At 59.7% G+C, this 14,892-nt stretch carries 16 protein-coding genes; 5 read left to right on the top strand and 11 right to left on the bottom strand.

The window, feature by feature from the left end:
• Nucleotides 1–29: 29 nt before the first annotated feature.
• The 6 genes from ruvC to JOE32_RS11890 form a co-directional block, all read right to left on the bottom strand.
• Entirely contained in the window at nt 30–554 is a 525-nt protein-coding gene (gene ruvC, locus JOE32_RS11865) for a crossover junction endodeoxyribonuclease RuvC (protein ID WP_003237683.1), read from the bottom strand.
• Between the two features lie 154 nt (nt 555–708).
• Nucleotides 709–1,455 carry a YebC/PmpR family DNA-binding transcriptional regulator gene (locus JOE32_RS11870; protein ID WP_209984242.1) on the bottom strand — a complete coding sequence of 249 codons (747 nt, stop codon included), beginning with the start codon at nt 1,453–1,455 and terminating at the stop codon, nt 709–711.
• Between the two features lie 136 nt (nt 1,456–1,591).
• Complete coding sequence (aspS, locus tag JOE32_RS11875) at nt 1,592–3,367, bottom strand: aspartate--tRNA ligase (RefSeq protein WP_209984245.1); 1,776 nt, start codon at nt 3,365–3,367, stop codon at nt 1,592–1,594.
• A gap of 107 nt (nt 3,368–3,474) precedes the next feature.
• Nucleotides 3,475–3,696: a zinc ribbon domain-containing protein gene (locus tag JOE32_RS11880; protein ID WP_003237677.1), complete on the bottom strand. Its 222-nt coding sequence runs from the start codon at nt 3,694–3,696 to the stop codon at nt 3,475–3,477.
• A 171-nt stretch (nt 3,697–3,867) separates the two neighbouring features.
• Nucleotides 3,868–4,209 carry a ribbon-helix-helix domain-containing protein gene (locus JOE32_RS11885; RefSeq protein WP_209984248.1) on the bottom strand — a complete coding sequence of 114 codons (342 nt, stop codon included), beginning with the start codon at nt 4,207–4,209 and terminating at the stop codon, nt 3,868–3,870.
• 180 nt (nt 4,210–4,389) lie between these two features.
• Nucleotides 4,390–4,863: a Dps family protein gene (locus tag JOE32_RS11890; protein WP_003193874.1), complete on the bottom strand. Its 474-nt coding sequence runs from the start codon at nt 4,861–4,863 to the stop codon at nt 4,390–4,392.
• 326 nt (nt 4,864–5,189) lie between these two features.
• On the opposite strand from JOE32_RS11890, the gene JOE32_RS25140 reads away from it, so the two are divergent.
• Entirely contained in the window at nt 5,190–5,792 is a 603-nt protein-coding gene (locus tag JOE32_RS25140) for a cold-shock protein (RefSeq protein WP_057007172.1), read from the top strand.
• 71 nt (nt 5,793–5,863) lie between these two features.
• On the opposite strand, the gene JOE32_RS11900 is transcribed toward JOE32_RS25140, so the two are convergent.
• Nucleotides 5,864–6,070: a SlyX family protein gene (locus JOE32_RS11900; protein WP_209984251.1), complete on the bottom strand. Its 207-nt coding sequence runs from the start codon at nt 6,068–6,070 to the stop codon at nt 5,864–5,866.
• Between the two features lie 3 nt (nt 6,071–6,073).
• Nucleotides 6,074–6,499: an HIT domain-containing protein gene (locus JOE32_RS11905; RefSeq protein WP_209984253.1), complete on the bottom strand. Its 426-nt coding sequence runs from the start codon at nt 6,497–6,499 to the stop codon at nt 6,074–6,076.
• 746 nt (nt 6,500–7,245) lie between these two features.
• Here JOE32_RS11905 and JOE32_RS11910 point away from each other — a divergent pair.
• A complete protein-coding gene (locus JOE32_RS11910) occupies nt 7,246–8,541 on the top strand; it encodes an OprD family porin (RefSeq protein ID WP_209984255.1) in 1,296 nt (431 codons plus the stop codon).
• Between the two features lie 200 nt (nt 8,542–8,741).
• Here the strand turns inward: JOE32_RS11910 and JOE32_RS11915 are convergent, their stop codons facing one another.
• Together JOE32_RS11915 and JOE32_RS11920 are read right to left on the bottom strand one after the other, a co-directional pair.
• Nucleotides 8,742–9,584 (bottom strand): mechanosensitive ion channel family protein, encoded by an 843-nt coding sequence (locus JOE32_RS11915; RefSeq protein WP_209984257.1) that lies wholly within the window; start codon nt 9,582–9,584, stop codon nt 8,742–8,744.
• Between the two features lie 19 nt (nt 9,585–9,603).
• The gene (locus JOE32_RS11920; RefSeq protein ID WP_076949757.1) at nt 9,604–10,089 is read right to left on the bottom strand and encodes a YajQ family cyclic di-GMP-binding protein; all 486 of its coding nucleotides are present in this window, start codon (nt 10,087–10,089) and stop codon (nt 9,604–9,606) included.
• Nucleotides 10,090–10,212: 123 nt separating this feature from the next.
• Here JOE32_RS11920 and JOE32_RS11925 point away from each other — a divergent pair, with 123 nt between their 5' ends.
• Genes JOE32_RS11925 through JOE32_RS11935 form a run of 3 tightly spaced genes read left to right on the top strand, consistent with a single transcriptional unit; the run spans nt 10,213 to nt 13,794 of the window.
• Nucleotides 10,213–11,130 (top strand): putative 2-dehydropantoate 2-reductase, encoded by a 918-nt coding sequence (locus JOE32_RS11925; RefSeq protein WP_209984260.1) that lies wholly within the window; start codon nt 10,213–10,215, stop codon nt 11,128–11,130.
• 46 nt (nt 11,131–11,176) lie between these two features.
• Nucleotides 11,177–13,213: an ATP-binding protein gene (locus tag JOE32_RS11930; RefSeq protein ID WP_209984266.1), complete on the top strand. Its 2,037-nt coding sequence runs from the start codon at nt 11,177–11,179 to the stop codon at nt 13,211–13,213.
• A 2-nt stretch (nt 13,214–13,215) separates the two neighbouring features.
• Nucleotides 13,216–13,794 (top strand): cob(I)yrinic acid a,c-diamide adenosyltransferase, encoded by a 579-nt coding sequence (locus JOE32_RS11935; protein ID WP_209984269.1) that lies wholly within the window; start codon nt 13,216–13,218, stop codon nt 13,792–13,794.
• A 125-nt stretch (nt 13,795–13,919) separates the two neighbouring features.
• On the opposite strand, the gene JOE32_RS11940 is transcribed toward JOE32_RS11935, so the two are convergent.
• The gene (locus JOE32_RS11940) at nt 13,920–14,864 is read right to left on the bottom strand and encodes a Nudix family hydrolase (RefSeq protein WP_209984272.1); all 945 of its coding nucleotides are present in this window, start codon (nt 14,862–14,864) and stop codon (nt 13,920–13,922) included.
• Nucleotides 14,865–14,892: the final 28 nt, after the last annotated feature.

The following is a 14,892-nucleotide window of genomic DNA, read 5'->3' on the forward strand; positions in this document are numbered from 1 at the left end:
ACGCCTGACCGGAAATAACGCTGATGCTATCAGAGACGCAGGCGCCCGCCACGACTACGTGCCGTGCCAAGCCCGTGGGGCAGCAGACTGGATCGGGTGTGCGCATGGCAAATGGCAATGGCCAGGGCGTCGGAGGCGTCGATCTGCGGTTTGGCGGTGAGTTTGAGCATATGCATGACCATCATCTGCACCTGCTCTTTATTCGCCCCACCCGTGCCAACCACGGCCTGTTTGACCTGGGTCGCGGTGTATTCGGCGATCTCCATGCCCTCCTCGGCACCCGCCACAATGGCGGCACCCCGGGCCTGGCCGAGCTTGAGCGCGGAGTCGGCGTTCTTGGCCATGAACACTTTTTCGATGCCCATGGTAACCGGGCCATAGGTCTGGATCACTTCACGCACGCCGCGATAGACAATTTGCAGACGCTCAGCCAGCTCGCCCGCCCCGGTGCGGATGCAGCCCGAGGCCACATAGACGCAGCCACGCGGGGTGTGTTGCACCACGCCAAAACCGGTGATGCGCGAACCGGGGTCGATACCAAGGATTAAAGTCATAGCGCCTGCGGGTTGGATAAACACATTTTTTGATACACCAGGTTCAACTGTGGGAGGGGGCTTGCTCCCGATGGCGGTGAGTCAGTTATCTATTACTCGACTGAACCACCGCTATCGGGAGCAAGCCCCCCCACATTTGAACCTGCGTCGTCCTTCAGCCTAGTTGTTCGGCGACGGATTCAGGGATGTCAGCGTTGGAATACACGTTCTGCACATCATCCAGGTCTTCGAGCATATCCAGCATCTTCAGCACTTTTTGTGCACCGTCCAGGTCCAGCTCGGCGCTGGTGGTCGGCAGCATCACGATTTCCGCGTCGGTGCCTTTGAAGCCGGCAGCTTCCAGTGCAGTGCGCACGGCATAGAAGCCGGCGAACGAGGTGAACACGTCGATGGAACCGTCTTCGTTGGTCACCACGTCGTCGGCATCGGCCTCCATCGCCGCTTCGATCAGCGCATCTTCATCCACACCCGGCGCGAAGGATATCTGGCCCTTGCGCTCGAACAGGTAGGCCACCGAACCGTCGGTACCGAGGTTGCCCCCGCACTTGCTGAACGCATGGCGCACGGCAGCGGCAGTGCGGTTGCGGTTGTCGGTCATGCACTCGACCATCACCGCCACGCCGCCCGGGCCGTAGCCTTCGTAGGTCAGTTCGACCATGTCGTCGGTGTCGGCGGCGCCGGCACCACGGGCCACGGCGCGGTCGATGATGTCGCGGCTCATGTTGGCGCCCAGCGCCTTGTCCAGCGCCAGGCGCAGGCGCGGGTTGGAGCCCGGGTCGCCGCCACCCTGACGGGCGGCGACGGTCAGTTCACGGATCCACTTGGTGAAAATCTTGCCTTTCTTGGCATCCTGACGCTCTTTGCGGTGCTTGATGTTCGCCCACTTGGAATGGCCAGCCATAACACAACTCCAAAAATTCTCTAGAAACCTTATCAATCACGCTTGCGGCGCAATACAACCCTTGTAACGCAAAGGCGCATCCGAAGATGCGCCTTTTTTAACTGCGTAAACCTCAGTGCGCCAGCACGCAGCAGCCTCACTCAGCCTTTGGCGTCTCGCGCAGCCGAATGTGCAGTTCGCGCAGTGCCTTGGCATCCACCACACCTGGCGCCTGGGTCATGACGTCTGCAGCGCTCTGGGTTTTCGGGAAGGCGATCACTTCACGAATCGACTGAGCACCGGTCATCAGCATGACCAGACGGTCCAGACCGAAGGCCAGGCCACCGTGTGGCGGCGCGCCGTACTTGAGGGCGTCGAGCAGGAAGCCGAACTTCTCTTCCTGTTCCGCTTCGTTGATGCCCAGCAGACGGAACACCGCTTGCTGCATCTCCTTACGGTGGATACGGATCGAACCGCCACCCAACTCGGTGCCGTTCAATACCATGTCGTAGGCGCGGGACAAGGCGCCTGCCGGGTTGGCTTCCAGCTCGGCCGGGGAGCACTTGGGCGCGGTGAACGGGTGGTGCAAGGCGCTGAAGCTGCCGTCGTCGTTCTCTTCGAACATCGGGAAGTCAACGACCCACATCGGGGCCCATTCGCAGGTCAGCAGGTTGAGGTCGTGACCGAGCTTGATACGCAGTGCGCCCAAGGCTTCGCTGACGATCTTGGCCTTGTCGGCGCCGAAGAACACGATGTCGCCGTCAACTGCACCGACGCGATCGAGGATCGCGTTCAGGTTGTCCAGCGGAATGTTCTTGACGATCGGCGATTGCAGGCCGTCAACGCCGTTGGCGCGCTCGTTGACCTTGATGTACGCCAGGCCCTTGGCACCGTAGATGCCGACGAACTTGGTGTAGTCGTCGATCTGCTTGCGCGGCATGCTCGCGCCGCCAGGCACACGCAGTGCGGCGATGCGGCATTTAGGGTCGTTGGCCGGGCCGCTGAACACCTTGAAGTCGACCTCTTTGAGCTGGTCGGCCACGTCCACCAGTTCCAGCGGGTTGCGCAGGTCCGGCTTGTCGGAACCGTAGCGGCGCATGGCTTCTTCGAAGGTCATGTGCGGGAAGTCGCCGAACTCCAGGTCCAGCACTTCCTTGAACAGGTTGCGGATCATCTGCTCGGTGAGACCCATGATCTCTTCTTCATTGAGGAAACTGGTCTCAATGTCGATCTGGGTGAATTCCGGCTGGCGGTCGGCGCGCAGATCTTCGTCACGGAAGCACTTGGCGATCTGGTAGTAACGGTCGAAGCCGGCCACCATCAGCAATTGCTTGAACAGCTGCGGCGACTGCGGCAAGGCGAAGAACGAACCGGCGTGGGTACGGCTTGGCACCAGGTAGTCACGCGCGCCTTCCGGGGTGGCCCGGGTGAGGATCGGCGTTTCAACGTCGAGGAAGCCGTTTTCGTCGAGGAAGCGGCGGATGCTGGTGGTCATGCGCGAACGCAGACGCAGCTTCTCGGCCATCTCCGGACGACGCAGGTCGAGGAAGCGATAGCGCAGGCGGGTTTCTTCGCCCACGTCGGAGTATTCGTTCAGCGGGAACGGCGGGGTTTCCGACTCGTTCAGCACTTCGAGTTCATAGCCCAGCACTTCGATACCGCCGGACGCCATGTTCTTGTTCACGGCACCGGCCGGACGCAGGCGCACCTTGCCGGTGATCTTGACCACGTATTCGCTGCGCACGCGGTCGGCGGCAGCGAAGCTCTCGGCGCGGTCCGGGTCGAATACCACCTGGGCCAGACCATCACGATCACGGATATCGAGGAAGATCACCCCGCCGTGGTCGCGGCGACGGTGAACCCATCCGCAAAGGGTGATTTCCTGACCTTCCAGGGTCTCGTTCAGTTGGCCGCAATAGTGGCTGCGCATCATGGTCGTGGTTTCACTTCTCGTAATTCGAAATTCGGTGGAGGCCCGCCTCGTCACCGTACAGTTATGCAGGGGACGGATAATGCAGGAGCCTGCGCGTAGAGTTCAACTCAGTCTGCCTTGTCGCCGCCCGCCAGGTTCTTCTTGGCGCCGGTCTTGAAATCGGTCTCGTACCAACCATTGCCGCTGAGGCGGAAGCCTGGCATGGACATCATTTTTTTCAATTCAGGCGCCTGACAGGCTGGGCAATCGACCAACGGCGCGGCGCTGATCTTTTGAATGGCTTCCAATTGATGACCACAGGAAGCGCATTGATAGTCGTACATGGGCATTGAGATGTCTCGGCGATCAAAACCTGCTGCGCCACGCCCTGCCGTTGTGCATAAAGCCCCGGCATGCGCAGCAAAGCGCGGGATTATATCTGGTAAATCGAGGCAGCGCAGCCGGCTTTCTGCCCAGGGCCGACCAGCCTGGGTGGCAGGCCGGCCCGAAGCACCACCGAACTAACCTGGGCAGGAGGGGGTGACGCAGCCGTTCAATACATGCACTACGCACACCACCCTCACCAGCCCGCTGAAGTTCTTCACGCCGCCGTAGCGCAAATGCACTTCCCGATCGACATAGGACAACAGCGCACTGACCGAGCAGGTATTGATCCTGGCAATTTCCGTGAGGATATTCCAATAGATCTGTTCGAGCCGCAGGCAGGTGGAAAACCCATTGAGCCTGACTGACCGGGACAGTGGCTTGGCCAGCCCCATATCGAACCCTTTTGCAAACGGGTCGACCTTTATCTTATGAAAACCAGCGGTTTCCATTACTCCATTACCGACTCCACGTGACATACACCTGACACTCCATTGCCAAACAGCAGCCCATGGGACTTCCCATTGGGCAATGGCTCTATAAAACAGCAGGGCGCGGCAGGCAGCCAGAAGACGGGGAGTAGATGGGCGTAGGACAACGCCAGGAAGTGCGCGGAAACACGCAGGCGGCGCCAGCACGGCGCCACCGGTGTACGACGTTTACTGATTTTCGAGCAGGGAGCGCAGCATCCACGCCGTTTTCTCGTGCACCTGCATGCGCTGGGTCAACAGGTCTGCCGTCGGCTCATCGCTGACTTTGTCGAGCAACGGGAAGATGCCACGAGCGGTACGCGTGACGGCTTCCTGACCGGCCACCAGCTGTTTGATCATCTCTTCGGCGCTGGGCACACCCTCTTCTTCCTTGATCGAGGACAGGCGGGCATAAATCGAGTAGGCACCCGGTGCAGGGAACCCCAGGGCACGGATACGCTCGGCAATGGAATCCACCGCCAGCGCCAGCTCGTTGTACTGCTCCTCAAACATCAAGTGCAGCGTGCGAAACATGGGGCCGGTGACGTTCCAATGGAAATTGTGGGTCTTCAGATACAGTACGTAGGTATCGGACAGCAACCGTGAAAGTCCGTCGACGATGGATTTACGATCTTCTTCACTGATACCAATATCGATTGCCATGTGTTTCCCCTTCAATTGATGAGTATTCATTGATCAAATGAACGGCCACTCTAGCAAGAAATGCCTGAACGCCGCTCGAAAAGCCTGCATCCGTCTAGGACAAGCGTTTGAAGCAGAAATGCCGCGCTCCGCACAAGTCCCCACCATGCTTGATTTGAGTAGGCACAGCCTTTGCTGTTAAATAGGTGCCGTGTGGCTGCCGTTTATCTGTGCGGCACGTCACATAGGCTGATCCCCGCGCACGTGCCCAACGCCTCCCATTGTTCAGAAGCGAACCGTGCCAGTCAGCTCTTCCTCGTGATCCGTCTTAAAGTGAGTTAATCAAAATGTTGAAAATCGTCCACCTGCTAACGGGCGTTGCGGCTTTGCTGCTGTCCTTTATCCCGAGCCTGCAGCCTGAAAGCCTGCCCTACCTGCAACAACATGATGCTCTGTACCTGGCCTTGTTCGGCCTGCTGAACCTGACGCTCGCACCGGTAATCCCTTACTGGAACAAAGGCACGCGTCATCAACTGCAAAACCTGGTCAGCGCGCTGCTGGTACTGGCCGTTGTCGTGCAAACTCTCACCCTCCTGGCACCCATGCCTGAAGTCGGCGGTCACCCGGCCATTCTGCTCAGCCTGGTTATTGCTGTGGTCGCCATCGTTCTTCACCTGGCCATCAGCTTCTACCGTTCGTCCCCAGCGGCCGCGTCGCAAAATTACGACATGACCAACCGGGATACCGGGACCGTCAAGTGGTTCAATACCTCCAAGGGCTTCGGCTTTATTTCCCGCGATTCGGGCGATGATATCTTCGTCCACTTCCGGGCCATCCGCGGCGAAGGCCATCGCGTTCTGGTCGAAGGCCAGCGTGTGGAGTTCTCGGTAATGAACCGCGACAAAGGCCTGCAAGCCGAAGATGTGATCGCCGCGCTGCCGCGTCGCTGATTCACACACCTTCGCAGCAAAAAAACCGCGATCCGGCATTGGCCGGGTCGCGGTTTTTTATTGCACGCCCATTAATAGTGAGGCGGCGGCGCTTCTTCTTCGGATGACTCGAACTGGCCACCCATTTCTTCCTGGCGCTTGAGCAGGGCAGCGATCTGCAGTTGCAAGCGCTCGACGGCGCGCTGCTGGGTGACCAGGATATCGTTGAGGGTTTCGATGGTGTCGTCCTGGAAGGCCAGGCGGCTTTCCAGGTCGGTGACGCGGTCTTGCAGGTCCATGATTCAGTCCTGGGTGAAGATGAAGTCGGCAGGCAGCAGGCCACGCAATTGCGCACGAATGGCCGTCACTTGCTCAGGCGTGTAGGGACGGGCCGGATGTTTGCCCCAAACCGGCGCGGGCCAGGCGGCGTCATCACGCTTGCGCACGATGACGTGCACATGCAACTGGCTGACGACATTACCCAATGCGCCAATGTTCATCTTGTCGGCGCCAAGGCCCTCGTTCAGCAAGTGCGCCAGGGTTGTGGTTTCCTGCCACAGCACCTGCTGGTCCGCGACATTCAGCTGAAACACTTCACTGATACCGTCGATACGCGGTACCAGGATGAACCAGGGATAATTCGAGTCATTGGACAGCAGCAGCCGGCACAGCGGGAAATCCCCGAGGGTCAGCGTGTCTTGTTGCAGGCGTTGATCCAGTGCGAACACTGCGGGCACTCCATTGAACAGGTCAGGTTTTGCGCCCCAGCATACCTTCGATTGCGCAAGGCTTCACGGCGAATGCAGGAAGGCGGCGGCGCAGGACGGAAAAAAACCTGCACCCTTTCGAGGCAAGCACGTGTGGGGGCTACGCAGCAACGGGCCTGGACAGGACGCACCAAAATGATCCGCCCGTGCTTCAAAGCGATTCGCCGAGTACCCACTCGTTGGGGTGAACCGGTAACGTTTTGCCACGGCGCGGGTTTCGTGTAACGCAAGGCACGGGCAAGCGGTGTGCATTCAGCACAGGCCAAACCGCCCAGAAAGCCCGTTTTTATGCAGCGTTTACAGGCTTTTCACGTTTTTCACGAAAAAATGACATTCGATTACCGGTTTGTGCACGCTTGTTGCAAGCTTCCTCCTATCGTCGGCAACGGCACCCGTGGATGCAGGTGTTTCGCGATAAGAACAGCAGCGATTCAATGCGCATCAGGGAAGCGTTCAAACTTTGAAACCGGTTTGAAGGAAGACAGTATTGAAGTTGTCAGCCCGGTTACAGTTGGGCTGTGAATTTGCGACAGGGAGCTAGCGATTTACGACAGCCTCGTAAAGAAGCTGAAAGGAAAGTTGGGTAAGTATCGTCAATAGGGTCTGCGTGATATAACTTTGCGCCGACACAAAAAAGAAAGAGCCGCCCAGATAAAAATACAGGTGGGACGGCAGTACTCTTCCTAAAACCAAAGGAGCAAATCACGATGCGCGTGATGAAGTGGAGCATGATCGCCCTCGCTGTTTCAGCAGGCACCTCGCAGTTCGCAATGGCGTCCGCCCAGGACGATTCCAAGGGCTTTATTGAAGACAGTACAGCCAGCATCCTGACTCGTACGCTGTACTTCAGCCGTGATTTCCGTAACAACGATACCGGCCAAAGCCGTCGTGAAGAAACCGGCCTGGGCTTCCACGGCCTGTTCAGCTCGGGTTACACCCAAGGCACCGTCGGTGTTGGTGTAGACGTGATTGGCTTGATGGGTCTGAAGCTCGATAGCGGCAAGGGCCGCGCCAACACCGGCATGTTCCCTAACGGCTCCGATGGCCGTGCGCAGGATGAGTTCTCCAAAGCCGGCGCTGCGGTTAAATTCCGCATTTCCAACACCGTGCTCAAAGTGGGCGATCAATACACCACCGCGCCTGTATTCGCCTCCGATGATAGTCGTCTGCTGCCGGAACTGCCGCAAGGCATCTCCATCACCAGCAACGAAATCAAGGACCTGAAGCTGGAAGCCGGTCACTTCACCTCGATCGTTGCCCAGGACCAGACCTACAAGGACAGTATCTCCAGCGCCGAGCCTGGCTCGAGCCGCGGCCTGCGCGACGCCAACTTCGTCGGCGGCGTGTACTCCTGGACGCCTGAAGTCACCACCAGCCTCTACTACTCTAAAGTGGAAGACTACTGGCGCAAGCTCTACGCCAACGTTAACTGGACCCATGCACTCAGCGATGACCAGTCCGTGGCCGTTGACTTCAACATCTACGACACCAAGAGCGAAGGCGCAGGCCTGGTACGTGCTGACAAAGACGGCACCACCAAGCTCGACAACCGCGCGTTCAGCTTGCAAGGCGCGTACACCATTGGCGCTCACACCTTCACCCTGGCAGCGCAGAAAGTCAGCGGCGACGGCCAATATGGCTACGGCGTAGACGGCGGCGGCACAATTTTCCTGGCCAACTCCATTGCCCGTTCCGACTTCAACGCTGAAGACGAACGTTCCTTCCAGGCCCGCTACGACCTCAACATGGCGACCTTTGGCATCCCAGGCCTGAGCTTCATGACACGCTACGTAACAGGTAGTGGTGCCAACACCAACCTCACCAACAACGGTAAGGAGTGGGAACGCGATATCGAAGCCAAATACGTAGTTCAGAACGGTCCAGCCAAAAACCTGAGCCTGCGTCTACGTCAAGCGACCTATCGCTCCTCTGATAACGTTTATGGTTCGCCATCGCTCGACGAACTGCGTCTGATCGCGCAATACCCGTTGAACATTCTGTAATTAGCCGCTTAATTACAGCGATGGTTTAAGGCTTGGGCCTTAAACAAAAAGCCGCTCCCCTGTTTCAGGAGAGCGGCTTTTTTATTGCAATACTATTTCAGCAAAACTAACTAGCAAGCTAAGTAACTATGTTCACGGGCTATATTCATTCTTCACATTTAACCTGACCTATCGGCCAAGTTAAACGCGACACTTCTCTGTTACTTCGTCGGTGCTTCCTGCATGACACGAATAACCCGCTGTGGAAACGGAATATCAATCCCCGCCGCTTTCAACCGGTCGCGCGCCAGTTCATTGAACATGAACACCACGTCCCAATAATCCGGCGTGTTGGTCCAGCAGCGCAGTGAAACCGTGATGGAACTGTCACCCAGCGTCGAAACCACCGCCGCCGGTGCAGGATCAGCCAACACACGCGGATCCTTTGCCAGCTCCAACAGCACTTCACGGGCTTTCTGCAGGTCGGCCTCGTAGTCCACACCCACGTCAAACACCACCTTGCGGGTCGGCTGGCGGTTGGTGTTGGTAATGATGCCGTTGGACAGAATGCCATTGGGCACGATCACGGTCTTGTTGTCGCCGGTGCGCAGCACGGTGTGGAAGATCTGGATGCTGTCGACCGTGCCGGAGGTGCCCTGAGCTTCGATCCAGTCGCCGATGCGAAACGGACGGAACAGCAGAATCAGCACACCACCGGCAAAGTTGGCCAGGCTGCCCTGCAAGGCCAGGCCAATGGCCAGGGTTGCGGCACCAATCGCAGCGACGAACGAGGTGGTCGCGACGCCGATCATCGAAGCCACGCTGACCACCAGCATCACTTTCAATGCAATGTTCGCAAGGCTGGTGATGAAGTGCTGCAGCGCCAGGTCCGCTTTACGCAGGGCCAGCAAACGCCCGACGCGATTGGTAAAGACATTGATCAGCCACCAGCCGATGGCCAGCGTAATCACGGCCAGCAACACTCGGCTGCCGTATTCCATGATCATCGGGATCCAGGACTGCGAGGTCTTGATCAAGTGATCCATTTCAGCATTCAAATCCATCTATCTTCTCCTCTTGCAATCAGTCGCGGAAGTTATTGAACTGCAGCGGCATGTCGAACGTCTTGGCGCGCAGGGCCGCGATGGCCTCTTGCAGGTCGTCACGTTTCTTGCCGGTGATCCGCACCTGCTCACCCTGAATGGCGGCCTGCACCTTGAGCTTGGCATCCTTGATGTGGGCGACGATTTTCTTCGCCAGCTCCTTGTCGATGCCTTCCTTGAGTACGGCTTCCTGTTTCATCAGCTTGCCGGAGGCGTAGGCGTCCTTGATTTCAAGGCACTGTGCGTCGATCTTGCGTTTGACCAGCGACAGCTTGAGGATCTCGATCATCGCTTCCAGCTGGAAATCGGCTTCAGCGGTCAGGTTGACGGTCAATTCCTTTTCCTTGAACTCGAAGCTGCCCTTGCCTTTCAGGTCATAGCGGCGGTCCAGTTCCTTGACGGCGTTCTCGACGGCGTTGGTGACTTCGTGTTTGTCCAGTTCGGATACCACGTCGAACGAAGGCATGTCATTTCTCCAATATAAGGGGCAGGCTCAGTAAAGATGGAGCGCGCCCGAGCTAAAATGCCGGGGCATTATAGCGATTCTTTCGTCCTGTTCATCGCAGGCGACCCAACGGAGCACAAACCGATGTCGACCACCTGGCACATTCTCGGCGCCGGCAGCCTTGGCACGCTCTGGGCCACGCGCCTGGCGCGTGCCGGCGTACCGGTGCGGTTGATTCTGCGCAATACAGAGCGGCTGGCCAGTTATCAGACAGGACCAGGGTTGACGCTGGTCGAGCACGGTGTTGCACAGACTTATCCGGTGAGCGCCGAAACGCCCGACAGCCCAGAGCCGATTCACCGCCTGCTGGTGGCGTGCAAAGCCTACGATGCACAAGGCGCTATCGCACAATTGCAGCAGCGCCTTGCGCCGCACGCCGAGCTGATCCTGCTGCAGAACGGTCTGGGCAGCCAGGACGCGGTCGCCGCTGAACAGCCCCACGCGCACTGTGTATTTGCTTCCAGCACCGAGGGCGCGTTTCGCGACGGCGAGTGGCGCGTGGTGTTCGCCGGGCATGGCTACACCTGGCTGGGGGACGTGTCCCGCCAGACGGCGCCGCCATGGTTGGATGATCTGCACGCCGCTGGAATCCCCCATGAATGGAGCATCGATATGCTCACGCGCCTGTGGCGAAAGCTGGCGCTCAATTGCGCAATCAACCCACTGACCGTGCTTTATCAATGCCGCAACGGCGGACTGCAGGCGCACCCGTGTGAAGTCGCGACGCTGTGCGCCGAATTGACCGAACTGCTCCAATGCTGTGGCCAGCCAGCGGCTGCGCAGAATCTTCACGATGAAGTGCAACGGGTGATCCAGGCCACTGCCGCGAATTTTTCCTCCATGTATCAGGACGTGGCCAACCGGCGCCGTACGGAAATCAGCTACCTGCTGGGGTACGCCTGCCGGGCAGCCGCCCGACACCAGTTGCCCGTGCCCCATCTGCACGCCGTGCAAGCACGTCTGGTCGAGCAGTTGGTTGCACGCGGATTGCCCAGCGACTGAGGCACGCGCTACCCTGCCTGCCTGTCTCTAAACAGCGAACACCCTGATGCCCCTGCGCCAGCGTCTTGAAAACCTTCCGGTCGGCCAGAAACTGCTGGCCGCGCTGCTGGTGCTGCTGACCACCGTACTGCTGGTGGCCAACCTCACCTTTATCAGCGCCGCCTACTGGATTTCCCAGGAAAGCATGGCACCGCAGGCGTTACAGGCCATTGGCCGGCTGGTGTCTAACCCGGCCCTTGCCGCCGAAGCCCTCGAATCGCCGGCCAAGGCCGATGCCCTGCTCAACGAATTGACCAGTTATTCGCCACTGCGCGCCGCTGCGCTGTACGACGGCGAAGGTAATCGCCTGGCGCAGATGCAGCACGGCGACCGCCTGCACCTGCCGGACACCTATCGGCACATCGAGGCGTGGCGCGTCACCGAGTTTCGCAGCAACCAGGTCATCACCCTGCCCCGTCCCGGCCAGGCATCCGGGCATTTGCTGCTGGTGGCCAGCAGCGAGCTGCCTGTGGCGTTTTACACCGGCACGCTCACCGCCAGCCTTGGCATCCTGATTTTCAGTGTGCTGTTGTGGTTGGTGATTGCCCGCCAGATCAAGCGGCTGATCACCCGGCCCATCTACGAATTGGAAGAGCTTTCGCGCCAGGTGACACGCGAAGAGAACTACGCCCTGCGCGCCGGGCGCGGCAACCACGACGAAATTGGCAGCCTGGCGGAAGCCTTCAACACCATGCTGTCGCGCATTGAAGCGCGCGAGCAGCAGCTCAAGCGCGCCCGGGACGACTCCCAGGCGGCCTATGACCAGGCGCAAGGCCTGGCCGAAGAAACGCGCCACACCAACCGCAAACTCGAACTGGAAGTGCAGGTTCGCAGCAAGATCGAGAAAAAACTCACCGGTTTCCAGAACTATCTCAACAGCATTATCGACTCGATGCCCTCGGCGCTGATTGCGCTGGATGAGCAGCTGTATGTCACCCAGTGGAACCAGGAGGCCAGCGCGCTTTCCGGTACACGCCTGGATGAAGCGCTGAACCAGCCGATCTTCCTCGCGTTCCAGCCGCTCAAGCCGTTTCTGCCGCAGATCAAGGCCACGATCGAGCAGCATGTGGTGGAACGCATCGAACGCGTCACCTGGATCAAGGATGACGAGCCCAGGCATTACGCCCTGACCTTCTACCCGCTGACGGGCGGCGCGGGGCGCGGCGTGGTGATCCGCATCGACGACATCACCCAGCGCCTGTCTCTGGAAGAAATGATGGTGCAGTCGGAAAAAATGCTGTCCGTCGGGGGGCTCGCGGCCGGCATGGCCCACGAGATCAACAACCCGCTGGGCGCGATCCTGCACAACGTGCAGAACATCCGCCGTCGGCTGTCGGCCGATTTGCCGAAAAACCTGGAATACGCCGAACAGGCCGGCATCGAGCTGGCAACGGTCAACCGCTACCTCGAAGGCCGCGAAGTGCCGCAACTGCTTGACGGCATCCAGCAAGCCGGGGCGCGGGCGGCGAAGATCGTTACCCATATGCTCAGCTTCAGCCGCCGCAGCAACCGGCAAATGGCACCCTGCGACTTGCCCGCGCTGATCGATCAAGCCGTGGAAATCGCCGGCAATGATTTTGACCTGACCATCGGCTTCGACTTCAAGGGGCAGGCGATCATTCGCCAATTCGACCCGCAGTTGGGCCCGGTGCCCGGCACCGCCAACGAACTGGAACAAGTGCTGCTCAACCTGTTGAAAAATGCCGCCCAGGCCATCCACCTGCGCGAGGACGACAGCGAGCCCGGACGGATCATCCTGCGCACCCGACTCAATCCGCCATGGGCCGAAATCCAGGTGGAAGATAACGGCATTGGCATGAGCGAAAGCGTGCGCAAGCGCACCTTCGAGCCGTTCTTCACCACCAAGGAAATCGGCCAGGGCACCGGGCTTGGGCTGTCGGTGTCGTATTTCATCATCACCAACAACCACAAGGGCCAGATGGAAGTGCATTCCACCCTGGGCCAGGGCACCTGCTTTACCTTGCGCCTGCCTTTGGCCGGCAGCCAATTGTCCCCCACTGCACTTACCCAACTGGAGCAATGACCATGGGCTTTCGCTTGTCGAAGATCTACACCCGTACTGGCGATCAGGGCGAAACCGGCCTCGGCGACGGCCGCCGTGTGCCCAAGGACCATCCGCGCGTGGAGGCCATTGGTGAAGTCGATACACTCAATAGCCAGTTGGGCCTGCTGCTGGCCAATCTTGAAGAGCAGAGCGGCAAGCACCCTGAACTCAGGGACGTGATTGAAGTGCTGACGCCTTGCCAGCATCGCTTGTTCGACCTCGGCGGTGAGCTGGCCATGCCGGTGTACAAAGCATTGAATGCGGCCGAGGTGGACCGGCTGGAAGCGGCGATTGATCGCTGGAACGAAGAAGTCGGGCCGCTGGAAAACTTCATCCTGCCCGGAGGCTCAGCCTTGATTGCCCAGGCACACGTATGCCGCAGCCTGGCACGCAGCGCGGAGCGTCGGTGTCAGCACCTGAACGCGGTGGAACCGCTGGAGGGGGTCGGGCTTGCGTATATCAATCGGTTGTCGGATCTGCTGTTTGTGGCGGCGCGGGTCATTGCCAGGCGCCAGGCAGTGGCGGAGGTGCTGTGGCAGGCGGCGGCCAAGCCGCACTGATTATGCAGTGCCTTGTCTGGCCTCATCGGGGACAAGCCCCCTCCCACAGGTGACCGCATTCCAGCGTTGGAACCGGGTCAACTGTGGGAGGGGGCTTGCTCCCGATGAGGCCCTTCAGAGCCCCCTCAACCCTGCGGCCAGAACGCCCTGATACCCGCCACACCCTGAGCCCCTGCCTCCCAGGCCCGCTCCCGCTCGGCAGGTCCTACCCCGCCCAGCAGAAACACCGGCTTGCTGAAACCGGCAATCAACTGCGACGCCTGTTCCCAGCCCAACGGCTGCGCATCCGGATGGGTATGGGTCGGTTGCACAGGCGACAACGTGACAAAGTCCACGTCCATCAATTCGGCCAGCGCCAGTTCCTCGGCGTTATGGCAGGACGCAGCCAACCAGCGGTCCTTCGGCAACGGCCGGCCCTTGCTCGCGTATTTGCGCAGTTGCGCCGAGGTCACGTGCCAACCCGCCGCAGGAAAATCCCCCAGCCATTCGAACGGTCCCTTGAGCATCAATTGCGCTTTGCCGGCACACAATCCCACCGCATCCACCGCCAGGTCGCGGTATTTCGGGTCGTAACCATTGGGCGCACGCAGTTGAATCAGCTTGATGCCAGCGGCGACAGCCTGTTGGATGCCACGCAACAGCGTCGGGGTTTCCAGCTCACCGGGGGTGATCAGGTAGTCGGCAGGCAGGCGCGCCGCCGCGACAATCGGTGTGTTGGCTGCGGGAAACGCATAGTTAAGCAGATCCCGAGGCGCCACCCACGCCAGGGGCTGCCCTTCGACGCCGTGAGGCTGGCCGGTAAACGACGAGACTTCCCAGACATCCAGCAACACCTGCTTGTCCGGGTAGTCGTGCTGCACCTTGATCAACGGACGCGCCGTCGTGACCTGAATGCCCAACTCTTCCTGCAGTTCGCGGGACAGCGCAGTGGAAACCGACTCGTCAGCCTCCACCTTGCCGCCGGGAAACTCCCACAAACCGCCCTGATGCTGGGTGTCGGCACGGCGCGCCAGCAGAATCCTGCCGTCGAGGCCGCGGATCACCGCCGCTGCTACATGTACTCGTTTCACGCCACTGCTTCCTCGTGTGGTAACCCCT

Origin of the sequence: Pseudomonas sp. PvP025 (assembly GCF_017832155.1) — a bacterium.
Taxonomy (GTDB): Bacteria; Pseudomonadota; Gammaproteobacteria; order Pseudomonadales; family Pseudomonadaceae; genus Aquipseudomonas.